At 69.8% G+C, this 23,837-nt stretch carries 24 protein-coding genes; 17 read left to right on the top strand and 7 right to left on the bottom strand.

Features of this window, described 5'->3' with window-relative positions; all coding sequences use genetic code 11:
* The 5 genes from AC1DYN_RS25135 to AC1DYN_RS25155 form a co-directional block, all read left to right on the top strand.
* Positions 1 to 1,666 (top strand): DUF1800 domain-containing protein (locus tag AC1DYN_RS25135; RefSeq protein ID WP_477964167.1); only part of this gene is annotated, 1,666 nt, incomplete at its 5' end.
* Between the two features lie 10 nt (positions 1,667 to 1,676).
* Positions 1,677 to 3,110 (top strand): DUF1501 domain-containing protein, encoded by a 1,434-nt coding sequence (locus AC1DYN_RS25140; protein ID WP_477964169.1) that lies wholly within the window; start codon positions 1,677 to 1,679, stop codon positions 3,108 to 3,110.
* A gap of 156 nt (positions 3,111 to 3,266) precedes the next feature.
* Positions 3,267 to 4,691, top strand: a complete 1,425-nt coding sequence (locus AC1DYN_RS25145) for a sensor histidine kinase (protein WP_477964171.1) — start codon at positions 3,267 to 3,269, stop codon at positions 4,689 to 4,691.
* Positions 4,688 to 5,098, top strand: coding sequence for a hypothetical protein (locus AC1DYN_RS25150; RefSeq protein ID WP_477964173.1), 411 nt, complete (start codon positions 4,688 to 4,690; stop codon positions 5,096 to 5,098). Before AC1DYN_RS25145 ends, AC1DYN_RS25150 begins: the two co-directional genes overlap by 4 nt.
* On the top strand, positions 5,095 to 5,907 hold the full coding sequence (locus AC1DYN_RS25155) for a LytR/AlgR family response regulator transcription factor (protein ID WP_477964175.1): 813 nt from the start codon (positions 5,095 to 5,097) through the stop codon (positions 5,905 to 5,907). The genes AC1DYN_RS25150 and AC1DYN_RS25155 overlap by 4 nt, the downstream gene beginning before the upstream one ends.
* A gap of 6 nt (positions 5,908 to 5,913) precedes the next feature.
* Here the strand turns inward: AC1DYN_RS25155 and AC1DYN_RS25160 are convergent, their stop codons facing one another.
* From AC1DYN_RS25160 to AC1DYN_RS25170, 3 genes are read right to left on the bottom strand one after another with little or no spacing between them, the layout of a single operon-like run.
* Positions 5,914 to 6,522, bottom strand: coding sequence for a DUF4337 domain-containing protein (locus AC1DYN_RS25160; protein WP_477964177.1), 609 nt, complete (start codon positions 6,520 to 6,522; stop codon positions 5,914 to 5,916).
* Positions 6,522 to 7,169, bottom strand: coding sequence for a lysoplasmalogenase (locus tag AC1DYN_RS25165; RefSeq protein WP_477964179.1), 648 nt, complete (start codon positions 7,167 to 7,169; stop codon positions 6,522 to 6,524). Before AC1DYN_RS25165 ends, AC1DYN_RS25160 begins: the two co-directional genes overlap by 1 nt.
* Positions 7,166 to 9,268 (bottom strand): ATP-dependent helicase, encoded by a 2,103-nt coding sequence (locus tag AC1DYN_RS25170; protein ID WP_477964181.1) that lies wholly within the window; start codon positions 9,266 to 9,268, stop codon positions 7,166 to 7,168. Before AC1DYN_RS25170 ends, AC1DYN_RS25165 begins: the two co-directional genes overlap by 4 nt.
* Positions 9,269 to 9,340: 72 nt before the next feature.
* Here AC1DYN_RS25170 and AC1DYN_RS25175 point away from each other — a divergent pair, with 72 nt between their 5' ends.
* Together AC1DYN_RS25175 and AC1DYN_RS25180 are read left to right on the top strand one after the other, a co-directional pair.
* A complete protein-coding gene (locus AC1DYN_RS25175) occupies positions 9,341 to 10,852 on the top strand; it encodes an alkaline phosphatase D family protein (RefSeq protein ID WP_477964183.1) in 1,512 nt (503 codons plus the stop codon).
* Positions 10,853 to 10,952: 100 nt separating this feature from the next.
* Positions 10,953 to 11,384 carry a PilZ domain-containing protein gene (locus tag AC1DYN_RS25180; protein ID WP_477964185.1) on the top strand — a complete coding sequence of 144 codons (432 nt, stop codon included), beginning with the start codon at positions 10,953 to 10,955 and terminating at the stop codon, positions 11,382 to 11,384.
* Between the two features lie 31 nt (positions 11,385 to 11,415).
* Here AC1DYN_RS25180 and AC1DYN_RS25185 read toward each other — a convergent pair whose 3' ends face one another.
* On the bottom strand, positions 11,416 to 12,132 hold the full coding sequence (locus tag AC1DYN_RS25185) for a glutathione S-transferase N-terminal domain-containing protein (protein ID WP_477964187.1): 717 nt from the start codon (positions 12,130 to 12,132) through the stop codon (positions 11,416 to 11,418).
* 63 nt (positions 12,133 to 12,195) lie between these two features.
* On the opposite strand from AC1DYN_RS25185, the gene AC1DYN_RS25190 reads away from it, so the two are divergent.
* The 5 genes from AC1DYN_RS25190 to AC1DYN_RS25210 all read left to right on the top strand — a co-directional run bounded on the left by AC1DYN_RS25190 (position 12,196) and on the right by AC1DYN_RS25210 (position 16,016).
* On the top strand, positions 12,196 to 12,771 hold the full coding sequence (locus tag AC1DYN_RS25190; protein WP_477964189.1) for an SRPBCC family protein: 576 nt from the start codon (positions 12,196 to 12,198) through the stop codon (positions 12,769 to 12,771).
* A gap of 42 nt (positions 12,772 to 12,813) precedes the next feature.
* On the top strand, positions 12,814 to 13,791 hold the full coding sequence (locus AC1DYN_RS25195) for an AEC family transporter (protein WP_477964191.1): 978 nt from the start codon (positions 12,814 to 12,816) through the stop codon (positions 13,789 to 13,791).
* 216 nt (positions 13,792 to 14,007) lie between these two features.
* The gene (locus AC1DYN_RS25200; protein ID WP_477964193.1) at positions 14,008 to 14,907 is read left to right on the top strand and encodes an RNA polymerase sigma-70 factor; all 900 of its coding nucleotides are present in this window, start codon (positions 14,008 to 14,010) and stop codon (positions 14,905 to 14,907) included.
* A gap of 69 nt (positions 14,908 to 14,976) precedes the next feature.
* Entirely contained in the window at positions 14,977 to 15,420 is a 444-nt protein-coding gene (locus AC1DYN_RS25205) for a carboxymuconolactone decarboxylase family protein (protein WP_477964194.1), read from the top strand.
* Positions 15,421 to 15,506: 86 nt separating this feature from the next.
* Entirely contained in the window at positions 15,507 to 16,016 is a 510-nt protein-coding gene (locus AC1DYN_RS25210; protein ID WP_477964196.1) for a DinB family protein, read from the top strand.
* A gap of 4 nt (positions 16,017 to 16,020) precedes the next feature.
* Here the strand turns inward: AC1DYN_RS25210 and AC1DYN_RS25215 are convergent, their stop codons facing one another.
* Positions 16,021 to 16,842, bottom strand: a complete 822-nt coding sequence (locus AC1DYN_RS25215) for a M90 family metallopeptidase (RefSeq protein WP_477964198.1) — start codon at positions 16,840 to 16,842, stop codon at positions 16,021 to 16,023.
* 175 nt (positions 16,843 to 17,017) lie between these two features.
* On the opposite strand from AC1DYN_RS25215, the gene AC1DYN_RS25220 reads away from it, so the two are divergent.
* The 3 genes from AC1DYN_RS25220 to AC1DYN_RS25230 all read left to right on the top strand — a co-directional run bounded on the left by AC1DYN_RS25220 (position 17,018) and on the right by AC1DYN_RS25230 (position 18,951).
* Complete coding sequence (locus AC1DYN_RS25220) at positions 17,018 to 17,515, top strand: rubrerythrin family protein (RefSeq protein ID WP_477964200.1); 498 nt, start codon at positions 17,018 to 17,020, stop codon at positions 17,513 to 17,515.
* Positions 17,516 to 17,561: 46 nt separating this feature from the next.
* Positions 17,562 to 17,726, top strand: a complete 165-nt coding sequence (locus AC1DYN_RS25225; RefSeq protein WP_477964202.1) for a rubredoxin — start codon at positions 17,562 to 17,564, stop codon at positions 17,724 to 17,726.
* 73 nt (positions 17,727 to 17,799) lie between these two features.
* Complete coding sequence (locus AC1DYN_RS25230; RefSeq protein WP_477964204.1) at positions 17,800 to 18,951, top strand: NAD(P)/FAD-dependent oxidoreductase; 1,152 nt, start codon at positions 17,800 to 17,802, stop codon at positions 18,949 to 18,951.
* A gap of 34 nt (positions 18,952 to 18,985) precedes the next feature.
* Here the strand turns inward: AC1DYN_RS25230 and AC1DYN_RS25235 are convergent, their stop codons facing one another.
* Both AC1DYN_RS25235 and hemE read right to left on the bottom strand, forming a co-directional pair.
* Positions 18,986 to 21,082, bottom strand: a complete 2,097-nt coding sequence (locus AC1DYN_RS25235; RefSeq protein WP_477964206.1) for a primosomal protein N' — start codon at positions 21,080 to 21,082, stop codon at positions 18,986 to 18,988.
* 361 nt (positions 21,083 to 21,443) lie between these two features.
* Positions 21,444 to 22,502 (bottom strand): uroporphyrinogen decarboxylase, encoded by a 1,059-nt coding sequence (gene hemE / locus AC1DYN_RS25240; protein WP_477964208.1) that lies wholly within the window; start codon positions 22,500 to 22,502, stop codon positions 21,444 to 21,446.
* A 49-nt stretch (positions 22,503 to 22,551) separates the two neighbouring features.
* On the opposite strand from hemE, the gene cysK reads away from it, so the two are divergent.
* Positions 22,552 to 23,472: a cysteine synthase A gene (gene cysK, locus AC1DYN_RS25245; protein ID WP_477964210.1), complete on the top strand. Its 921-nt coding sequence runs from the start codon at positions 22,552 to 22,554 to the stop codon at positions 23,470 to 23,472.
* Positions 23,469 to 23,837: response regulator (locus AC1DYN_RS25250; protein WP_477964212.1), on the top strand; the 369-nt coding region annotated here is incomplete at its 3' end. The genes cysK and AC1DYN_RS25250, both read left to right, overlap by 4 nt.

Genomic DNA, 23,837 nt, shown 5'->3' on the forward strand with positions numbered 1-23,837 from the left:
CGCCCCGGCTCCAGCCCCCGCGCCCGCGCCCGCGCCCGCGCCCGCACCGACCCCCACCCCGGCCCCCGCCACCGCCACGCAGCGCGACGCCGTCCGCCTGGCCGACCAGGCCAGCTTCGGCCCGAGCGAAGCCCTCGTCACCACCATCAAGTCGCAAGGCGCCGCCGCTTGGGTCAGCGCGCAGATGGGGCTGAACGTTTCGCGCTACACCAGCGGCAAGGGCGGCGAGATCCACCAGAACACCAGCAGCACCGACTTCTGCGCGTTGCCGGCCCACGTGAACGAGCCCGACTGCTGGCGCGACTGGTTCTCGACCGAGCCGCTGCTGTGGGACTTCTACCGCAACGCTGTGAAGCAGCCCGACCAGCTGCGCCAGCGCGTGGCCTTCGCGCTGCAGCAGGTGGTGGTGGTCAACAGCCTCGAGGTCAATGGCAACTACGGCTTCCGCGTCTACTACAACAACCTGCTCGACAACGCGTTCGGCAACTACCGCGACGTGCTGAAGAAGGTGACGCTGTCGCCGGTGATGGGCGACTTCCTGAACAACGCCAACAACGACAAGGCGGCGCCGAACGAGAACTACGCGCGCGAGTTGCTGCAGCTGTTCAGCATCGGCACCTGCGAGCTGAACACCGACGGCACGCTGAAGACCGGCAAGTGCGTGCCGACCTACAGCAACGACACCGTGCGCGCCTATGCCTACGCGCTGACCGGCTGGACCTACCCGGCCGGCGGCGCCACCTCGTACGGCTGCTACCCGACCGGCGCGAACTGCCGCTACTACGGCGGCGACATGATCGCGGTGGCCAAGTTCCACGACAGCGCGGCGCGCGACCTGCTGGGCGGCGCCAAGCTCGCGGTCGGCCACACCGCGCCGGCCGCGCTGGAGACGGTGCTCGACAGCCTGATGGCGCACCCCAACACCGCGCCCTTCATCGGCAAGCAGCTGATCCAGCAGCTCGTCACCAGCAACCCGAGCCCGCAGTACGTGACCCGCGTCGCGTCGGCGTTCACGAGCGGCCGGTACAGCTACTACGACAAGAGCTTCGGCAGCGGCAAGAACGGCGACCTCGCGGCCACCGTCGCTGCGGTGCTGCTCGACAGCGAGGCGCGCGCCGAGACCGCGACGCGCAACAGCGGCAAGCTGCGCGAGCCGACGCTGATGTTCACCGGCACGCTGCGCGCGCTGAACGGCAACACCGACGGCGACTCGCTGAGCTGGTGGTGGGGCGACAGCCTGCGCCAGCACGTGTTCCGCCCGCCCTCGGTCTTCAACTACTACCCGCCCGACTACCCGGTGCCGGGCACCACGCTGGTCGGCCCGGCCTTCGGCATCCACAACGCCAACTCGGCGCTGGAGCGGCTGAACTTCCTGACCTACCTGCTCGACTGGGGCGGCACGCAGCCGGCCAACAGCGGCGCGCCCAACCCGGTGGGCACGCTGGTCGACCTGTCGGCCTTCAAGGCCGATGCGACCGATGCCGCGAAGCTGGTCGACCGGCTGTCGATGCTGGCGATCGGCCAGGCGCTGCCGGCCGGGCCGCGCACCGAGGTCATCAACGCGGTGTCGGTGTCGGGCTCGACCAGCGACGCGCAGAAGCTGAACCGCGTGAAGATGGCCGCCTACCTCGTGTTCGGCTCGCCGAACTACCAAGTGCAACGTTGAGGGCCGCACGATGAACTCCCCTGCTTCCATCGATCGCCGCCGCTGGCTGCTCGGCTCCGGTGCCACGCTGGCCGGTGCGCTCGGCGCCGGCTCGCTGTCCAACCTGCTGCTGGGCGCGCGCCCGGCCTACGCGGCCGACTACAAGGCGCTGGTCTGCGTCTTCCTGTACGGCGGCAACGACGGCTTCAACACCATCGTGCCGAACGACACCCGCTACATGCAGTACGCCAACGTGCGGCAGGGCCTGGCGATCCCGAAGGCCAACCTGGTCAACCTCGCCGGCATCAACTACGGGCTGCACCCGTCGCTGGCCGCGTTGTCGACCGCGTGGACCGACGGCAAGCTGGCCCCGGTGTTCAACCTGGGGACGCTGAACTCACCGCTGACCAAGGACCAGTACCGCGCCGCGGCGGCCAGCTCGGACCTCATCCCCGACAACCTGTTCTCGCACTCCGACCAGCAGATCCTGTGGGAGACCGGCACGTCGGATTCGCTGACGCGCACCGGCTGGGGCGGCCGGGCCTCGGAGGCGCTGGCGACGGCGAACCCGGTGATCTCGGTGGCCGGCTCGACGCGCTTCGGGCTGTCGTCGGCGCAGACGCCGCTGGTGCTGCCCGACCCGGGCGCGACCTTCGGTGCCTACAACCTGCAGCCCGGCGACCTGGGCAATGCCTCGAACGCCGCGCGCAAGAAAGCCATCGATGCGCTGTATGCGCAGGCCCAGGACGCCGCGCTGGCCGATGCCTATGCGGCGGCGCAGCGCAATGCCTTCAGCGTGTCCGACCGGCTGGCCGCGACGGTGCTGGTGACACCGGGCGGCAGCGGCTCGCTGGCGGCGATCGACAGCGCGTTTGCGCCGCTGATCTCGGCCGGCAAGCTGACGACCGGCCTGGCCAAGCAGCTCTACCAGGTGGCCAAGCTGATCGCCGCCAACGGCACGGTGCAGGGCAACCGGCAGATCTTCTTCGCGTCGGTCGACAGCTTCGACACGCACGCCAACCAGATCATCGGCGGCGCGCCCACCACCGGCCAGCATGCCGACCTGCTGAAGGAAGTGGGCGACGCGATGGGTGCCTTCTACGCCGCGATGAAGAACCTGGGCATGGCCGATGCGGTGACCGCGTTCACGCAGAGCGATTTCGGCCGCACCTTCACGCCGAACAACACCAACGGCACCGACCATGCGTGGGGCAGCAACCACCTGGTGATCGGCGGGGCGGTGAAGGGTGGCGCGAGCTACGGGACCTTCCCGACGCTGACGCTGGGCGGCCCGGACGACGTCGGCAAGGACAGCTGGGAGCTGCAGGGTCGCTGGATCCCGACCACCTCGGTCGACCAGTACGCGGCGACGATGCTGGGATGGTTCGGCGCGAGCGACGCGCAGTTGTCCACCGTGTTGCCGAACCTGAAGAACTTCACGGTCAAGAAGCTCGGATTTTTGTAGCCGCCGTTCCCGGATTGGCATCCGGGCTACCCATCTCGTAGCCCGGATGCCAATCCGGGAACCGCCCTGTCGCTGGAAAGTGCAGCCTGTCCGGCCGATCGGCCGGACTGTCGCCCGGTGCTCGCCCGCCCCAGGCGCCCCGCTTACAGTGGCCGCATGGCTTCGAATTCCTCGTCCTTCGCCCAGACCGCCTTGCGCGGCTTCAGCGCCTACGCGCGCTGGCTCGACAGCATCAGCTGGAAGCGCTTCATCCTGATCTCGTTGCTGGCCGTGATCGCCGCCGGCATCCTGTCCGACCTGCCGCCGTTCAACATCCGCTGGACCGAGGACCGCGTCGTCGTCAAGGGCCCGAAGAAGCACGCCGTGCCCAAGCCGCCGGCCCCGCCCGCCGCGCCGCAGCCCGGCAGCACCGGCAAGGTCGAGATCGGCGGCAAGCCGTTCGAGATCGCGATCGACGACAAGGGCGTGCGCATCGGCCCGGTCGAGATCGACGACAAGGGCGTGCGCGCCGGCGGCGTGACCATCGACGACGAAGGGGTGCGCGTCGGCGCGCCCAAGGCGGCATCGACGCCGGCCACGCCCGCCTCGTCCGCGTCCACCTCGGGCGGCATCCGCATCCTGGTCCCCACCGTCGAGATCAAGCTGCCGAAGAAGGCCGACTCCGAGGAAGTGCGCGCCGCCGTCGAGGAGGCCAAGGCCGACATCCAGAAGTCGATCGCCGATGCCCAGCGTTCGATCGCCGACGCCCAGCGCGCAGCGGCCGACGCGGACGCCGACGACGAGCTCGAGACCGTCACGATCAAGGGTTTCCGCCCCGGCGACCACCTGCCCGGCTTCACCTTCCTGCTGATCTTCATCTCGATGATCATCAAGATCATGGCCGCCGGCCGCTTCAAGGCCGAGGCGCAGGCGGTGGTGGCCACCGAGATGGCCGAGTCGGAGGCGCTGAAGCGCCAGGTGGTGGAAGCGCGCATGGCCGCGATGCAGGCCCAGGTGGAACCGCACTTCCTGTTCAACACGCTGGCCAGCATCGACCACCTGATCGAGACCGACCCGCCGCGCGCCAGCAGGATGCAGAAGAACCTGATCGCGCTGCTGCGCGCCAGCATGCCGACGATGCGCGAGGCCAATGCCCAGACCACGCGCGACCTGGGCCGCGAGCTGGCGGTGATCCGCCCCTACCTCGAGATCCTGAAGGTGCGCATGGAAGAGCGGCTGCAGACCGACGTGCGCGTCAGCGACGGGCTGCTGTCGGCCGAGTTCCCGCCGATGATGCTGCAAAGCCTGGTCGAGAACGCGATCAAGCACGGGCTGGAGCCGAAGGCCGAAGGCGGCCGCCTCTCGGTGAGCGCCGAGATCGTGCACGGCAAGCTCGCGGTGACGGTGGCCGACACCGGCCTCGGCTTCGGCAAGGCCGCGACCGCCGGCACCGGCATTGGCCTCGCGAACATCCGCGAACGCCTGCAGCTGCTGTACGGCAGCAAGGCCAACCTCACGGTGGCCGAGAACCCCGGCGGCGGCACCGCGGTCACGATCACCGTGCCCTACCTGTCGAAGCCCCCCGAAGGAGCCCCGTCATGAACCGCTTGCTGCGCCTGATGCTCTGGACCGGCCTCGGTGCCGTCATCGTCGCCGGGCTGCTGGCCGCGCTGCTGCTCCAGCACCTGCCGGCCGACGGCATCCGCGTGACGATCGACGGCGAGACCTGGACGCTGCCCGCCCTGCATGCCGGCCACTGGCTGCTGGCCACGCTCGGGCTGCTGCTGGCGGCCGCGCTGCTGGTGATCGTGGTGCCGCTCGCCTTGCTGGTGGGCATCGGCCTGCCGCTGGTGGTGGCCGCGCTGGCCGTCGGCGTGTCGCTCGCGCTGGTGCTGCTGGCCACCGGGCTGGCGCTGTCGCCGCTGGTGCTGGTGGGGGCCATCGCATGGGCCCTCTGGCGCGCGCTGGTGCGCCCGGCCGCGCCGCCAGCCGCTACGATGCGCGCATGAACATCCGAGCTGTGATTGCCGACGATGAGCGGCTGATGCGCGAGCAGCTGCGCGCGCGACTGGCCGAGGTCTGGCCCGAACTGGAGATCGTCGCCGAGGCGAAGAACGGGCTCGAGGCGGTCGAGCTGACCACGCAGCACAAGCCCGACCTGGTCTTCCTGGACATCCGCATGCCGGGCCTCACCGGCGTCGAGGCGGCGCGCCAGATCGGCCAGGTGGCCGCCGCCGACGAAGACTGGAACGGCTGCGAGATCGTCTTCATCACCGCCTACGACCAGTACGCGGTCGAGGCCTTCGAGCAGGGCGTGGTCGACTACGTGCTCAAGCCCGCCGAGCGCGAGCGCCTGGCGCTGACGGTGGAGCGCATCCGCAAGCGCCTGGCGCAGCGCGCGGCCTCGCAGGAGCCGCCGCCGGTGGCCGGGCCGGACATGCAGCAGCTGCTGCAGAAGCTCGCGCTGCAGCTGAACCCGGGTGCGGCGCCGCAGCGGCTGCGCTGGATCCAGGCGACGGTGGGGCAGAGCATCCAGATGATCCCGGTCGACGACGTGCTGTTCTTCATTTCGGACGAGAAGTACACGCGGGTGCAGACCGCGACGGTCGAGGCGCTGATCCGCAAGCCGATCAAGGAACTGCTGGACGAGCTGGACCCGCAGCAGTTCTGGCAGATCCACCGCTCGACGCTGGTGAACACGCAGGCGATCGCCGGCGTCACGCGCGACCTGCGCGGGCGCCAGCTGGTGAGCGTGAAGGGGCACAACGAGAAGCTGGAGGTGTCGCGCAGCTTCACCGGCCTCTTCAAGGGAATGTGAAGGCCCTTAGCTCAGCAGCCGCACCAGCGCATCGGGGTGGATGGGCAGGCCGGCCAGGCCGGCCACGCCCATCAGCACGCCGAAGCCCATCGGCACCCAGGCCAGCCAGTAGAGCCACCACAGCTGCGTGAGCGCGGTGACGGCCAGCAGCGCGATCGCGATCGCCAGCGCCGCATCGGAGAGGTCGAACTGGTCGTCGCGGAAGTTCAGCGCGTCGTAGTTCTTCTGGTCCTGCTCGGCCTGGGCACGCAACTCGGTCTTCTTCTTCAGCTGGTCGGCCACCGTGGCCTCGTAGCGCGCGATCTCGGCGTCGTAGGGCGCGGCCTCGCCGGCGGCCCGGCCGGCACGTGCGAGCTTGAGCTGCGTGACGGTGGCCTCGGCCACGTCCTGGCGCACGTTGCGGGCCTGGTAGTAGGCCCAGTGGTCGAGCTTGTCGGCCTGGGCCTGTTGCATGGCCTGCACGATGTTGTCGTCCTTGACCTTGCAGATGCCCATGAAGGTCGCGAGGATCGCGACGCTGACGGCCACCAGCGCGTTCAGGCGCGCAACGCGCTGCTCCGGCGCGGCCGGCTCGGGTCGTGCCGCTTCCACGGCCTGCATCGGGTCCACGTCCATCATGTCCTCACGGAATCGGTCACTTCATCGGCGCGCCGCATCGACGCCGCGATCAGCCCCTGCGCCGTCCAGTAGGTGGCCAGGATCCACAGCGCCGACAGCGGCAGCGGCGCCGCGAACTTGTGGGTGGCGAGCAGCGCATCCGAGCAGACGAACAGCGCACCGCCCAGCGCGGCGACGCGGCCCACGGCCGCCGCCTGCGCCGCCATCGTCGCCAGGCACGCGACATAGGCCAGCACCGGCAGCCGCAACGCCCCGGGAATCCCCGGCCACAGCATCCACAGGATCGCGCCCGCCACCACCGCGTACGCGGCAAACGCCGCCGGCCGCGCCGCGAAACGAACGCCGCGCGTGAACGCGGCGATGTAGGCCAGGTGCGCCAGCAGGAAGGCCAGCAGCCCCGGCAGGAAGCCCTGCACCGGCCACAGCAGCGCCACGTCGCCCGCCAGCGACAGCACCAGGCCAGTCCGGATCCACCGTCGGCGCCCGGGCAGGTCGGCGCCGCGCGGCCACGCGAACGCGATGATCAGCAGCGTGGTCAGCGGCTTGAACACGAACAGCCAGTGCGAGGCGATCCAGCCATCGCCCGCCGCGATCGCCAGCGCCGCGCAGGCCACCACCGCCACCCGCCACGGCCACGTCTTCATGCCGCCCCCGGCTCCACCGCCTTGGCCTGCTCGGTGCGGGCCAGCGCCGCGGCGCGCAGCGCCTTCAGCTTCTCGCGCGGGTCTTCCTTGGCCTTCGCCTCGTCCAGCTTCATCTCGCCGATGAAGCGGCTCGGGATGCCCTGCACGAAATCGCGCCCGCGCTTGCGCCGGCGCAGCGTGCTGACCGCCAGCGTCTGGCGCGCGCGCGTGATGCCCACGTACATCAGCCGGCGCTCTTCCTCGAGCCGCTGCGGCGTCATCTCGTCGTCGTCGCTGCGGAACGGCAGCAGCCCCTCGTTCACGCCGGCCAGCACCACGTGCGGCCACTCCAGGCCCTTGGACGCATGCAGCGTCGACAGCGTGATGACATCCTGCTCCTCGCCGCGCTCGGCCAGGCTCATGATCACCGAGATGGTCTGCGCGACATCGAGCACCGTGGTGCGCGGCGTCTCGATGCTCATGCCGCCGTCGTTCTCGATCTCGCCGCCGCAGCGCTTGGCGACCCAGTCGATGAAGTCCATCACGTTCGACCAGCGCGACGCCGCGACCTTCTCGCTGTCCTCGCCGTCGTACAGGTGCTTCTCGTAGTCGATGTCCTTCAGCCAGCCCATCAGCAGCGCCTTCGCGTCCTCGGAGCCGGTGGTGTGGCGGGCGCGGTATTCGAAGTCGCTGACGTAGCGGCCGAACTCGTGCAGCGAGCCGATCGCGCGCGCATTGATGGCGGTGCCCAGGCTCTCGGCGAACAAGGCCTCGTACAGGCTCAGCTTCCACTTGCCGGCGAACTCGCCCAGGCTGCCCAGCGTCTGGTGGCCGATGCCGCGCTTGGGCGTGGTCACCGCGCGCAGGAAGGCCGGGTCGTCGTCGTTGTTGACCAAGAGGCGCAGCCAGGCGCACAGGTCGCGGATCTCGGCGCGGTCGAAGAAGCTCTGGCCGCCCGACACCTTGTACGGCAGCTCGGCCTTGCGCAGCGCCTTCTCGAACACTTTCGCCAGGTGGTTGGCGCGGTACAGGATCGCGAAGTCCTTGAACTGCACGCCGTCGGCCGCGCCGTTGGCACGCAAGGCCTGGATGCGCGCCACCGCGCGGTCGGCCTCGTGCTCCTCGTTGTCGCACTCGACCAGCTGCACCGGCTCGCCGTCGCCGAAGGCGCTCCACAGCTTCTTCTCGAACAGCTTCGGGTTGTTGCCGATCACCGCGTTGGCGGCGCGCAGGATGTGGCCGGTGGAGCGGTAGTTCTGCTCCAGCGGGATCACCTTCAGCGCCGGGTACTCCTGCGGCAGGCGGCGCAGGTTCTCGATGGTCGCGCCGCGCCAGCCGTAGATGCTCTGGTCGTCGTCGCCCACCGCGGTGAACATGCCGCGCTCGCCGACGATGCTCTTGAGCAGCTCGTACTGGATCGCGTTGGTGTCCTGGTATTCGTCGACCAGCACGTAGCGCAGCGTGTTCTGCCAGTTGGCGCGCGCCTCGGCGTCGCGCTGCAGCAGGCGGTGCGGCAGGCCGATCAGGTCGTCGAAGTCGACCGCCTGGTAGGCGGCCAGGCGCTCCTCGTAGCGCTTCATCACCTTCTGCGCGACAGCATCGTCGTCGGTCTCGGGCTTCACGTCGTCGCTCGCGAGGCCCTCGTTCTTCCACAGGCTGATGGTCCACTGCCAACGGCGCGCGAGCGCGATGTCGCTGGTGGCGCCGGCGTCCTTCAGGATGTTCAGCACGTCGTCGCTGTCGAGGATGCTGAACTTCTCCTTCAGGCCGAGCCGCGCGCCCTCGGCGCGCAGGATGCGCACGCCCAGCGAGTGGAAGGTGCTGACCACCAGGTTCTTCGCGGCGCGCGCGCCGATCAGCGACTTGGCGCGCTCGCGCATCTCCTGCGCGGCCTTGTTGGTGAAGGTGATCGCCGCGATCTGGCCCGGCGCATAGCCGGCCTGCAGCAGGCGCGCGATCTTGTGCGTGATGACGCGGGTCTTGCCGGAGCCGGCACCGGCCAGCACCAGGCACGGGCCGGACAGGTGCTGCACCGCCTCCATCTGGGCGTTGTTCAGCGTGGCGACGGAATCGGGGGCGGAGGACACAAGGGGACGGCGGGATGGGGTGGCGGCGATCATAGGCGAGCGGACGCCGCGGGCCCGACGCCGGACTGTGATAGAACAAACGCGCCCCGTCTTTCCTGTCCCCCCATGACGCCGATTTCCTTCGACCGCCGCCGCCTGTTGCAATGGGCTGCCGCCACCACCGGGTCTGCCCTGTTCGTGCGCCATGCAGGCGCCGCCGACATCGACCGCTTCGCACTCGGCATCGCATCCGGCTCGCCGCGCCCCGACCGCCTGGTGCTGTGGACGCGGCTGATGGGCCCCGGCCTGCCCGATCGCGTGCCGGTGCAATGGGAACTGGCGCGCGACGAGGCCTTCACGCAGGTCGTCGCGCGCGGCACCGAGACGGCCGAGGCCGCCTGGGGCCACAGCGTGCATGCCGAACCGCGCGAGCTGGCGCCGTCGCGCTGGTACTGGTACCGCTTCAGCGCGCTCGGCGCGCGCAGCGCGGTCGGCCGCACGCGCACCGCGCCGCCGGCCGGTGCCAGCGAGTCGCTGGCCTTCGCGATCGCGTCGTGCCAGCGCTGGGACCACGGCTGGTTCGCGGCGTGGCGCCACCTGGCCGACGAGTCGCCCAACCTGGTGGTGTTCCTCGGCGACTACATCTACGAGTACGCGCCGGTGGCCGGCCGCGTGCGGCTGCACGAAGGCAGCGGCGACGCGACCACGCTCGCGCAGTACCGGGCCCGCTATGCGCAGTACAAGGGCGATGCCGACCTGCAGCGCATCCATGCCGCGGCACCGTGGATCTCGACCTGGGACGACCACGAGGTCGCGAACGACTATGCGAACGACCAGGGGCAGGACCTGGCGCCCGACTTCCTGCAGCGCCGCGCCGCGGCCTACCAGGCCTGGTGGGAGCACATGCCGGTGCCGCTGTCGACGCGGCCGGTGCGCGCCAATGCACAGGTGTTCGACCGCTACGACTGGGGCGCGCTGGCGCGCTTCCACGTGCTGGACGACCGCCAGTACCGCGATCACCAGGCCTGCCCGAAGCCGGGCCGCGGCGGCTCGACCACGGTCGACCTGTCCGCCTGCCCCGAGCTGATGAAGCCCGGCCGCACCTTGCTCGGCAGTGCGCAGGAGCAGTGGCTGGCCGAGGGCCTGAAGCAGAAGGACGTGCGCTGGAACCTGCTGGCGCAGCAGACGCTGATGGCGCCGTTCACCTGGACGAAGGAAGGCCGCGTCTGGACCGATGGCTGGGCCGGCTATCCGGCAGCGCGCGAGCGCCTGCTGCAGACGCTGGCCGAGCGCGGTGCGTCGAACCCGGTGGTGCTGAGCGGCGACGTGCACTGCAACTACGTGGCCGACCTGAAGCAGCGCCCGCAGGATGCCTCGCCGCTGGCCACCGAGTTCTGCGGCACCTCGATCACCAGCCATGGCACGGCGCAGTCCAAGCTCGACGCGGTGCTGCCGCTGAACCCGCACATCCGGTATGCGCGCAGCGAGGAGCGCGGCTACATGCACTTCAAACTGGGTGTCGAACGAATGGACGTCGCACTGCGCGTGGTCAGCGATGCCGACAACCCGGCGGCGACGATCCGCACCGCGGCGCGCTTCAGCGTCGAGGCGGGCCGGGCCGGCGCGCAGGCCGGATAGCTTCGCCTCGCCCCGCAAGTGGGTTATAGGCCGCGATGCGCTGTCGTGGTCATACTGGCGGTCGGACCACTTTCCGGCCCCGTGCCGGGGAGAGAAGACCATGAGACAGTTCATCCGCCATCCGGTGGATCTCCCCGTCGAGATCGCGACCGGACGCGCCCATGCGCCTGCTGCGGTGCATGCCCACGACATCAGCGCCGGCGGATTGGCGCTGCACGTCGACCGGCCGGTGGCACCGGGGGCGCACGTGCACATCTGCATCCCGTATGTGCAGCCGGCTTTCGAGGCCGATGCGCGCGTGGCCTGGTGCGAACCGGGCGAGGCCGACGGCTTCGAGCTGGGCGTGACCTTCCTGGATGCCGAGGTGGCGTTCCTCGCGCGCATGGTCGAGCAGGTGTGCCATATCGAGGACTACCGCAAGTCGGTCGGCCGCATCGAGGGCCGGCACCTGACCGCGGAAGAGGCCGCGATGGAATGGATCGAGCGCTATGCGGGCGAGTTTCCGGCCATCGCCGCAGGCCAGCCGCACTGAATTCGCAGCCCGGATGCCAATCCGGGAAGTGTCAGACAAACCCCGGATTGGCATCCGGGCTACGCAAGTCGCTCAGCAAGGTGCCCGCTGCGTGCACTTCCTCCTCATGCCCAGCGTGGCGCCACGGCTCCACCAGCGCCTCGGCATACCAGGCCCGCATCGCCGGCAAGGCCAGCAGCCGCGCCAGGTACTCGTTCGAGCGCGCCGACAGCGGCGGTGAATAGGTCTGCGCGCGGAACGCCAACGGCGCGAAGAACGCATCGACGGCCGTGAACTGCGGGCCGGCCAGAAACGGCCCGCCGAAGCGCACCAGCCCGTCGTCCCACAAGGCTGACAAGCGCTGCCACTCGGCCCGCAGCGCCGGCGGGAACGGATCGATGCGCACGCGCACGCCGCAGTTCATCGAGCACAGGTTGCGCACGTTGAAGAAGCCGGAGTGCATCTCGGCGGCCGCGCTGCGCGCCCACGCGCGGGCACCGCGGTCCGCCGGCCAGGCCCGAGGGTGCGCCTCGGCCAGGTACTCGATGATCGCCAGCGAATCCCACACCACCGTCTCGCCGTCCACCAGGCACGGCACCTTGCCACTGGGCGAGAACCCGCCGAAGACCTCGGCCTGCGAGCCCTCGCCGAACGGCACCAGCTGCTCGTCGAACGGGATCTGCAGCGTGCGCATCAGCACCCACGGGCGCAGCGACCAGGACGAGTAGTTCTTGTTGGCGATGAAGAGCTTGAGGGGAGTGTCGGCCATGCGGCAGTGTAGGCAAGGCGCGCCGCGCGTGCATCGGGCGACCGGCTGGCTTAGCATCCGGCGATGGACATCCGCCCCGCCGTCGCGTCCGCCGTGTTGCTGCTGTCGCTGCTGTGCCCCGCGGCACGGGCGCAGCCGGTCGACGTGCAGGTCGCGCTGCAGGACGGCGGCAAGGTGGTGCTCGACGTCAGCGCCAGCGTCGATGCCCCGCGCGAGCAGGTGTGGGCGGTGCTGACCGACTACGACCACATGGCGGGCTTCGTGTCCAACCTGAAGAGCAGCGCGGTGATCGGGCACGACGGCAACACGCTGCAGGTGGAGCAGTCCGGCGAGGCCCGGGCCGGCCTGCTGCACTTCGCCTTCCACAGCATCCGCTCGGTCGAGCTGGTCGCGCCGCAGGAGATCCGCTCGCACCTGGTCAGCGGCGACTTCAAGAGCTACGAGGCGGTCACCCGCGTGACGCCGCAGGACGGCGGCCGCACGCTGATCACCTTCCATGGCGAGTACGTGCCCAACCGCTGGGTGCCGCCGGGCCTCGGGCCGTCGCTGATCAAGTCCGAGACCGGCAAGCAGTACGACGAACTGATCGCCGAGATCCACCGGCGCCAGCCGCACGCGGCGTCGGCGGCGTCGCCCTGAGCGGGCGCGAAGCCGGCCGGCGCGCGGCGATACTGGCCCCCCGTGCCCTCCATCCTCGCCGTCACCGTCCCCTTCTTCGCGCTGGTGCTGTGCGGCTGGCTCGCCGCGCGGCAGCATGTGCTGCCCGAATCGGCGATCCCCGGCCTCAACGCCTTCGTGCTGTTCTTCGCGCTGCCGTGCATGCTGTTCCGCTTCGGCGCCAGCATGCCGTTCGCGCAGCTGATCGACCCGGCGCTGATCGGCGTCTACGTGGTCTGCGCGCTGCTGGTGGTCGCCATCACGGTGGCGCTGACGCTGCGCGGCGGCCTCGACCTGAAGAACGCCGCGTTCGGCGCCCTGGTCGCGGCCTTCCCGAACACCGGCTTCATGGGCGTGCCGCTGCTGGCCGCGCTGCTCGGCGAACGCGCCGCCGGCCCGGTGATCGGCACCGTGCTGGTCGACCTGCTGCTCACCAGCTCGCTGTGCCTGGCGCTCGCGCAATCGCGCCGCCACGATGGCCAGCCGCACGGCCACGCCGGTGTCTCGGTGCTGCGCTCGCTGCGCGGCGCGATGGGCAACCCGCTGCCGTGGGCCATCGGCCTGGGCGCCGCGCTGGCCGCCAGCGGGCGCGAGCTGCCGGGGCCGGTCGCGCAGATCGTCAAGATGCTGGGCGACGCGGCCACGCCGGTGGCACTGTTCACGATCGGCGCGGTGCTGTGGCGCGCCGGCCAGCATGCGCACACGCGCACGCCGGTCGGGCGCTTCCTGCCGGTCGCGCTGATCAAGCTGCTGCTGCACCCGCTGCTGGTGCTGCTGGTCGGCCTCGCGGCGCGCCGGCTCGGCGTGCCGCTGGGCGACTTCGGCCTGGTCGTGCTGACGCTGGCGGCCGCGCTGCCAAGCGCGAGCAACGTGTCGCTGCTGGCCGAGCGCTACCGCGCCGACAACGGGCGCATCGCCCGCATCATCCTGGCCAGCACGGTGCTGGCCTTCGGCAGCTTCTCGCTGCTGGCCGGGCTGCTGATGCCGCACGCCCGGCCGTGAGGACCATTGCCAATCTTTATTGCCATGCTTTGATCAATTGAATTTACGGCGGCGCCTCGGGTTCCGACAATCCTGGAACTGCCCACCCAGGAGACTTGCATGCGACAAAGCACCTTCCGCCTCGCGATCGGCATGCTGATCAACGGCCTCGGTTTCGGGATCTTCGTGACGCATTGGCTGACCTGAGCGTCACAGAATGGGGGGCTCCCCCGTCTGATGACCATGGACAGTCCCACCGAAATCTTCCAGGGCCAGCGCCCGCGGCTTTTCGGCATCGCCTACCGCATGCTCGGCACCCGGGCCGATGCGGACGACGTGCTGCAGGATGCATGGCTGCGCTGGCAATCGGCCGACCATGCGGCGCTGCAATCGGCGCAGGCCTGGCTGGTGACGGTCGTCACGCGGCTCGCGATCGACCGGCTGCGCGCGGTGAAGGCCGAGCGCGAACACTACCCCGGCTGGTGGCTGCCCGAGCCGATCCTCGAGCCGCTGGACGAGCGCACGCCCGAGAGCGTCGCCGAGCTGGCCGGCGACGTGTCGCTGGCCTTCCTGTATTTGCTGGAGCGGCTGTCGCCGGACGAACGCGCGGCCTTCCTGCTGCGCCAGGTGTTCGACCACGACTACGACGAGATCGCGGCGATGCTCGGCAAGAGCGAGGCCGCGTGCCGGCAGATGGTGCACCGTGCCGCCGAGCGCCTGCGCCACCAGCGGCCGCGCACCACGGTGCCACGGCCGGTGCATGAAGCGCTGCTGCGCAAGTTCATGGTGGCCGCGCGCAGCGGGCAGCGCGAGGCGGTGAAGGCCTTGCTCGCCGAGGACGTCACGGCGATCGGCGACGGCGGCGGCAAGGTGCCATCGATCGCGAAGCTGCTGCAGGGGCCGGACCGGATCGCGAACCTCTACTGGGCGGTGCACCGCCGGCTCGGCGATGCGGTGCGCTACGAGCTGGCGGACGTCAACGGCGAGCCGGGGCTGCTGCGCTACGTCGACGGGCGGATCGAATCGGTGCACTGCTTCGTGGTCGACGGGGCGCAGATCGTCGCGATCTACTCGGTGCGCAATCCCGACAAGTTGGCGAGGATCCCCGGATTGGCATCCGGGCTACGAGCCTTGTAGTTCGGCACTGTCACAAGCACGCGAGCTCCTGCGTCTAAGGAATACCAACCACTCCAAAGGACGCGCTCCATGAGCCACAAGCCCCGCCTCCCCTACCAGGCCCTCGCCCCTGACGCCACCAAGGCCCTCATCGCCCTGAGCGCCGCCGTCAAGCAGGGCCCGCTCGATGCCCACCTGATCGACCTGGTCTGGCTGCGCATCTCGCAGGTCAACGGCTGCACCTACTGCATCGACATGCACTGGCGCGACCTGGTCAAGGCCGATGCCGACCCGCGCCGCCTGAACGCGCTGGTCGCGTGGGAGGAAGCGCCGTTCTTCGACGCCCGCGAACGGGCCGCGCTGCGCTGGTCCGACATCGTCACGCGCAGCGCCGGCCGCGACGCGAGCGATGCGGAATTCGCCGCCTTGCGCGAGCACTTCTCCGAGCCGGAGATCGCGCAACTCGGCTTCGCGATCTCGTGCATGAATGCGTGGAACCGGATGGGCATCAGCTTCCGCCAACCGGTTCATTGAGCCCCCCAGTCGCTTCGCTCCTGCCCCCAAGTTGCTGGATGGCGCACGGCGCTGCGCGCGTGCGGATGGCCGGTCATACTGCTTCGATGAACACCGCCACCCTGAACGCACTCGCCAGCTTTCCTGACCAGCTCGCCGCCTTCTATGCCGAGGTCCCGCCCGGACACGAGAACTTCGTGCCCGATGCGTGGGACGGCGTGCCGAGCGAGGCACTGTCGCCGCTCGCCCAGCTGTGCCACGTGCGCGACATCGAGATCGACGGCTACCACGTGCGCCTGCAGCGTACGCTCGACGAAGACCGGCCGGTGCTGGTGTCGATCGACACCGATGCGCTGGCCGTCGAGCGCGACTACGCGCATGCCGATGCGGCGCAGGCCCTGGCCGCATTCCGCGTCGCGCGCGAACAGACGATGGCGCTGATCCGCCGCATCGAGCCGGTGCAGTGGGAACGCACCGCCGTGTTCGAGGGCTACGGCCCGCTGACGCTGCGCAGCCTGGTGCACTACCTCGCAAGCCACGACCAGCAGCACCTGGCAGGGCTGCAGTGGCTGCTCGGCAAGATCGACGCCGCGCGCCACGCCGCAGCCGTCAGCTGAAGGCCTACCAGCTGAGCGGGTTCACCCGGTAGTAGCGGCTCAGCTCGGCGAACAGCGCCGGGTGCTGCTCGGCCATCAGCGGCGCCTGCTCGAAGAACACTTCGCTCGCGACCGCGAAGAACTCGGCCGGGTTGGTGGCGCCGTAGTGGCTCATCAGGCTGGGCTCGCCCTGCTCGGCCTGTTGCTGCAAACGCGCGAACTCGCTGCCGAACACCTGCGCCCAGCGCGCGCGATGCCGCCGCCCGATCCACGGCGCGCCGTTGGCATCGCCGTTCTCCTGGTCGAGCTGGTGCGCGAACTCGTGGATCACGACGTTGCGGCCATCGTCGGCGGCCGACGCGCCTTCCAGCGTGTCGTCCCACGACAGGATCACCTGGCCCTGCGACCACGATTCGCCGGCCAGCACCTGGCGCTGCTCCTGCAGCACGCCGGCCGGGCCGGTGTGCACCTTGTCGACGACGAAGGCGCCGGGGTAGACCAGGATCTGGCTCAGGTTCGGGTAGTAGCCGGGGCGGCGCTTGTTCAGCAGCAGCAGGCAGGCCTGCGCGGCGATGGTCACCCGCATCTCCTCGGTCACCTGCAGCCCGCCGCAGCCGATGAACACCTTCTCGGCCAGGAACACCTGCATCAGCTTCTTCAGCTGCAGCTGCAGGTCGGCTGGCAGGCCGCGCACATAGGGCACGCGCCGGCGCAGGATCTCGCGCCATTCGGCCGGGAAAGGCCGCGCCCGCACGCGGCGACGCCGCCATTCGATCAGCGCGGGTTCGCCGACCAGCCAGGCGATGAAGGCGCCGACGAGGCACACGACGATGAGCAGGGTCAGCACGGTTCGGTGTCCTTGTCGGTGGAAGCTGGAACGTGGTGCTGTGCGGCAGCTTTTTCAATCCGAGCCGACAGGCTCAAAAAAACCTATCGCCCCTGTTATTGCAATTGAATGTACAAATGATGCGCCGTTTCCTACGATGGCGTCCATTCCATTACAGCCAGCCCGGAGCACCCACATGGCCAGCCCTTCCGCCGCAACGTCGCACGATCCGAACTCCGTCACGATGAAGAACCTCGAATCCGCCTTCGCCGGCGAATCGATGGCCCACATCAAGTACCGCTACTTCGCCAAACTGTGCCGCGAGATGGGAGACGACGCGACCGCCAAGGTCTTCGAGGACACCGCCGACCAGGAGATCCTGCATGCCTTCGGCCACGCCGACCTGCTGTTCCCGAAGGCCCACATGACGCCGGCCAAGGCGCTGCAGTTCGCGATCGAAGGCGAGACCTACGAGTACACCGAGATGTACCCGAGCTTCCGCAACGCCGCCGTGGCCGAAGGAAACACCGCCGCGGTGCAGGAGATCGACGAGCAGATCGCCGAATCGAGGGAACATGCCAGCCTGTTCAAGGCCGTGCTCGAGAAGGCCGCGAAGCGCTTCGCCGCACTGGCCAAGGTGGAAGAGCGTCACGCCAACCACTACCAGGCGACGCTGGACAAGCTGCCGCTGTAAGCCCGACCGCCTTCAATCCGACCTCCACTGCCTGCTGGACATCCCCATGAAAAAGTATCAATGCATCGTGTGCGGCTTCATCTACGACGAAACGCTGGGCCTGCCCGAAGAGGGCATCGCGCCAGGCACGCGCTGGGTCGACATCCCCGACAGCTGGGAATGCCCGGACTGCGGCGTCGCGAAGTCCGACTTCGAGATGGTCGAGATCTGACTGCTACAGTGACGCGCGCATCGACAGCCCCGCGCCGCCGGGGCTGTTTCCATTCCTCCTGCTGATCGATCCCATGTCCCAACCCATCGTCATCCTCGGCACCGGGCTGGCCGGCTTCACGCTGGCGCGCGAGCTGCGCAAGCTCGATACCGCCACGCCGCTCGTCATCGTGAGCCGCGACCATGCCGGCTTCTATTCCAAGCCGATGCTGTCGAACGCGCTGGCCGGCAAGAAGACCGCGGCCTCGCTGGTGATGAAGCCGGCCGAGAAGATGGCCGCCGAGCTGAACGCGACGCTGCGCGCCAATGCGGTGGTGGCGCGCATCGACACCGCGGCGCGGGTGGTCGAGCTCGAGGGCGGCGAGGCGATCGCGTACCGCGACCTGGTGCTCGCGCTCGGTGCCGACCCGATCCGCATCCCGCTCGGCGGCGATGGCGCCGACGCGGTGCTGTCGGTGAACGACCTCGACGACTACGCGCGTTTTGCCGACCGGCTCGAAGGCGTGCAACGCGCCGCGATCCTCGGTGCGGGCCTGATCGGCTGCGAGTTCGCCAACGACCTGCTGGCGCGCGGCATCGCGCCGACGGTGATCGACCTGGCGCCGCGGGCGCTGCCGCGGCTGCTGCCCGAACAGGCCAGCGCGCGGCTGCGCGAGAAGCTGGAGGCGGCCGGGGTCGCATTCCGCTTCGGCACCTCGGTGAGGAGCGTGCAGCGCGATGGCAGCGGCTTCACGCTGACGCTGGACAACGGCGACACGCTATCGGCCGACCTGGTGCTGTCGGCGATCGGGCTGCGCCCGCGCACGGCGCTGGCGCATGCGGCCGGCATCACGGTCAACCGCGGGGTGGTGACGAACCGCCTGCTCGCGACCAGCGCGCCGAACGTGCATGCCTTGGGCGATTGCGCCGAGGTCGACGGCCACACGCTGCCGTACGTGATGCCGATCATGCAGCAGGCACGGGCGCTCGCGGCCACGCTGGCGGGCAAGCCGACGCCGGTGGTGTACCCCGCGATGCCGGTGATCGTGAAGACGCCGGCCTGCCCGACGGTGGTGTGCCCGCCGCCGCTGGACGCGTCGGGCGCGTGGAGCGTGACGCTCGGCGACGACGGCTGCGATGCACGCTTCCACAGCGGGGACGGGCAGTTGCTCGGGTTCGCGCTGCTCGGCGCGTCGACGGCGCTGCGGCAGTCGCTGGTGCCGTTGGTGCCGGGGTTGCTGGTCTGAGGGACGATCCCGCATTGGCATCCGGGATCGTCCTTCATATCGCAAGCGGATCGACATCGAGCGCCCAGCGCAGCACGCCCTTGTGCGCCCCGCGCAGCGACGGCAGGCTCGCCACCCACGACGTCAACACCCGCTGCAACACCCCGCGCGTGGGCGCCTCCATCAGCATCTGCATGCGCTCGACATTGGCGACACGCGCGACGCTGGTCGGCACCGGCGGGTAGATCAGCAGCTGGTCCGCGCCGTCGAACTGGTTCGCCAGGTCCGACGCCGCCTGCAGGAAATCGCGCGCCGCCTCCACCGTGCGCGCCTCGGCCCGCAGCAGCGCCAGGTGCGTGAACGGCGGCAGCCCCGCCATCTCGCGCTCCTTCAGCTGCCCGTTCGCGAACGCCGCATAGTCGTGCTGGCGCAGCGCCTGGTACAGCGCGTGCCGCGGGTGCCAGGTCTGCACCCACATCTCGCTGGCGCCCGACTGCGCCGCATCGCGCCCGGCCCGCCCCGCCGCCTGCATCAGCAGCGAGAACACCCGCTCCGGCGCCCGGAAATCGCTGCTGAACAGCGCACTGTCCGGGTCGACCGCGGCCACCAGCGTGATGCGCCGGAAATCGTGCCCCTTGGCCACCATCTGCGTGCCCACCAGCACGTCGACGTTGCCATCGTGCACCGCCGACAGCTGCGCTTCCAGCGAGCCCTTCAGCCGCGTCGAGTCCGCATCGATGCGCGCAATGCGCGCGCCGGGCAGCGCCTGCGCGAGCTGCTCCTCCAGCCGCTCGGTGCCGCGCCCCATCGGCGCGATGTCGAGGTTGCCGCAATCCGGGCAGGCCCGCGGCACCGGCTGCGTCAGGCTGCAGTGGTGGCAGCGCAGCGTGCGGTCGATGCGGTGGAACACGCGGAAGGCACTGCAGTTCGGGCAGGCGCTCTTCCAGCCGCACTCGCCGCAATGCAGCACCGGCGCATAGCCGCGCCGGTTCAGGAACAGCATGCTCTGCTCGCCGCGTTCCAGCCTCTGGCCGAGCGCACCCACCAACTGCGGCGACAGCGCGGTGCTGATGCCCTTGACCTTGGGCAAGAGGTTCATGTCCACCAGCCGCACCGCGGGCAGGCTGCCGCCGCCGATGCGCTGCCCCATCGTCAGCCGCGCGTAGCGGCCCTGCTCGGCGCGCTGCCAGCTTTCGAGCGACGGCGTCGCCGAACCGAGCACCACGCAGGCGCCTTCCAGCTTGCCGCGGTAGACCGCCAGGTCGCGCGCCGAGTAGCGGGCGCCCTCCTGCTGCTTGTAGGACGGGTCGTGCTCCTCGTCGACCACGATCAGCCCCAGCCGCGGCAAGGGCGCGAACACCGCCAGCCGCGTGCCCAGCACCAGGTCGGCCAGCCCCAGGTGCGCCGCCAGCCAGTGCTTCAGCCGCTGCGCCGGCGTGAGCCCGCTGTGCAGCGAGACGATGCGGCGCGGCGCCGGGCCGCTGCCGAAGCGCTCGGCAAAGCGCGCCTCGAGCTGCGGCGTCAGGTTGATCTCGGGCACCAGCACCAGCACCTGCTGGCCGGCGGCCAGCGAGCGCTCGGCCGCCCGCAGGTAGACCTCGGTCTTGCCGCTGCCGGTCAGGCCGTGCAGCAGCACCACCGGCGACGACCCCGGCGTGTGCAGGGCCTGCAACCGCTCGAGCACCGCGGCCTGGTCCGCGTTCAGCTCGGGCACCGCCGCGGGCGGCGTCGCGGGCGCGGCGGCCGCCATCGACTTGCGCAGGCGCGCGATCCGTGTCGCCAGTTGCGCGTCGTCCAGCTTGCGCAATTCCGGCGGCAGCACCGACAAGGCCATCTCGCCGATGCTGCGCTGGTAGTACGCCGCGGCGAACCCGACCAGCTCGCACCAGCGCGTCGCCAGCGGCGGCAAGGCGTCGAGCACCTGGCTGACCGGCTTCAAGGCCAACGAGGGCTCGCTCGAGGCCTCGCCCGGCCAGACGATGCCCGGCACCTCGCGCCGACCCAAAGGCACCCGCACCAGGGTCCCCGGAGGGAGCGGGCGCTCGCATGCATAGTCCAGCGTGCCCTGCAGCCCACTGTGCTGCGGCGTCTCCACCGCCACCGGCAGCACGGTGCCGGCGTCGCCGCCTGCGGGGATCGAGTTATCGGCCAAAGCTAGAGGGACCCTCAGGAAATCTATCTAAGTCTCTGATGCACAAAGGCTTTTGGAGCTTTCCCCGCGATCTGTGGATAACTTTGTGGGAAACCTGCAGAGAGCTGCGCTAAGTTCTTGATCTGTTTGGCCTCGGCTTGCGTTGCACACTTTCGCGGCAATTTGCGAGCCCAATGAAATCAACAACTTAGCGCGTGTACGGGATCCGGGCATGTTGCATTGCAGCGTCCGCGGCGGCCCTTTGTCACATTCAGCGTTTTGGGGATAAGTCAAGTACTGTGCAAACGTACCTGGGGAAATCACTCCCCCCTAGGGCCAATGCGGTGTAAGCGAGTGCAACCGCCGACAGATGGGAAACGGCTCAGCGCCGCGAGCCGGCATGGACCGCGTCGACCAGCACCGACACGTGCTCCGGCGGCGTGTGCTGGCTGATGCCGTGGCCCAGGTTGAAGATGTGGCCGGTGTTGTCGCTGCCATAGCTGCGCAGCGTGCGCTCGACCTCGGTGCGGATCTGCGCCGGCGGCGCGAACAACACGTTCGGGTCGAGGTTGCCCTGCAGCGCGACCTGCCCGCCGACGCGCTGGCGCGCCGAGCCGAGGTTCACGGTCCAGTCCAGCCCGACGACGTCGGCACCGCTGGCCGCGATCTGCTCCAGCCACAGGCCGCCGCCCTTGGTGAACACGATGTGCGGGATGCGCTGGCCGTCGTGTTCCTTCTTCAGCTGGCCGAGCACGCGCTGCGTGTAGGCGAGGCTGAAGTCCTGGAACGCGCCGTCGGCGAGCACGCCGCCCCAGCTGTCGAAGATCATCACGGCCTGCGCGCCGGCCTCGATCTGGGTGTTCAGGTACAGCGCCACCGCATCGGCATTGACGCTCAGCATGCGGTGCATCAGGTCGGGCCGGCCGTACAGCATGGTCTTGACGAGGCGGTAGTCGTCCGAGCCGGCGCCTTCGACCATGTAGCAGGCGAGCGTCCACGGGCTGCCCGAGAAGCCGATCAGCGGCACGCGGCCGTTCAGCGCGCGGCGGATCGACGTGACGGCATCGAACACGTAGCGCAGCTTGTCCATGTCGGGCACCGCGAGTTGCTGCACCGCGGCTTCGTCGCGCACCGGCGACGCGAACTTCGGCCCTTCGCCGAGCGCGAAGCTCAGGCCCAGGCCCATCGCATCGGGAATGGTCAGGATATCGCTGAACAAGATGGCTGCGTCGAGCGCGTAGCGTTCCAGCGGCTGCAGCGTCACCTCGGTCGCGTAATCGGTGTTGGTGGCCAGGCCCATGAAGCTGCCGGCCTTGGCGCGCGTGGCGCGGTACTCCGGCAGGTAGCGGCCGGCCTGGCGCATCAGCCAGACGGGGGTGTGTTCGGTGGGCTGGCGCAGGCAGGCCCGCAGGAAGGTGTCGTTCTGAAGCGGTGCAAACATCGGCGAATTATCGCGCCCATAATTTGCGCTCCAACGACCGGAGGTCACCATGCTCGCATCGAACATCCTGCAGACGATCGGCAACACGCCGCACATCCGCATCAACCGCCTGTTCGGCGGCACGCACAAGGTCTACGTGAAGAGCGAGCGTTCGAACCCGGGCGGCTCCATCAAGGACCGCATCGCGCTGTCGATGGTCGAGGCGGCCGAAGCCGGCGGCCTGCTGAAGCCCGGCAGCACCATCATCGAGCCGACCTCCGGCAACACCGGCGTGGGCCTCGCGATGGTGGCCGCCGTCAAGGGCTACAAGCTGGTGCTGGTGATGCCCGAGAGCATGAGCGTCGAGCGCCGCCGCCTGATGCTGGCCTATGGCGCCACCTTCGTGCTGACGCCGCGCGAGAAGGGCATGAACGGCGCCATCGCGCGCGCCAACGAACTGGTCGCCGAAACCCCTGGCGCCTGGATGCCGCAGCAGTTCGACAACCCGGCCAACATCGACATCCACGTGCGCACCACGGCCGAGGAGATCGCGGCCGACTTCCCGAGCGGCGTCGATGCGCTGATCACCGGCGTCGGCACCGGCGGCCACATCACCGGCTGCGCCAAGGTGCTGAAGGCGCGCTGGCCGAAGCTGAAGGTGTACGCGGTCGAGCCGACGCTGTCGCCGGTGATCAGCGGCGGCAAGCCCGGCCCGCACCCGATCCAGGGCATCGGCGCCGGCTTCATCCCGAAGAACCTGCAGGTCGACCTGCTCGACGGCGTGATCCAGGTCGACCCGGAAGCGGCCAAGGACATGGCACGCCGCGCCGCGCGCGAGGAAGGCCTGCTGGTCGGCATCTCGTCGGGCGCAACGCTCGCGGCGATCGCGCAGAAACTGCCCGAGCTCGCGGCCGGCGCGACGGTGCTGGGCTTCAACTACGACACCGGCGAGCGCTACCTGTCGATCGAAGGCTTCCTGCCGACCGAATGAAGCCGCGCATCCTGATCGTCGAGGACGAACCCGGCATCGCCGACACGCTGCAGTACGCGCTGCGCACCGACGGCTTCGACCCGGCCTGGGTCGCGACCGGCGAAGAAGCCGTCGCCCTCGTGCAGGCCCAGGCGCCGGCGCTGGTGATCCTGGACGTCGGCCTGCCCGACGCCAGCGGTTTCGAGGTCTTCAAGCGCCTGCGCGAACTGGCCGACGTGCCGGTGGTGTTCCTGACCGCGCGCAGCGACGAGATCGACCGCGTGGTCGGGCTCGAACTGGGCGCCGACGACTACGTCGCCAAGCCGTTCTCGCCGCGCGAGCTGGTGGCGCGCGTGCGCTCGGTGCTGCGGCGCGCGGGCAAGCCG

Source organism: Rhizobacter sp. P2_D12, assembly GCF_056404395.1.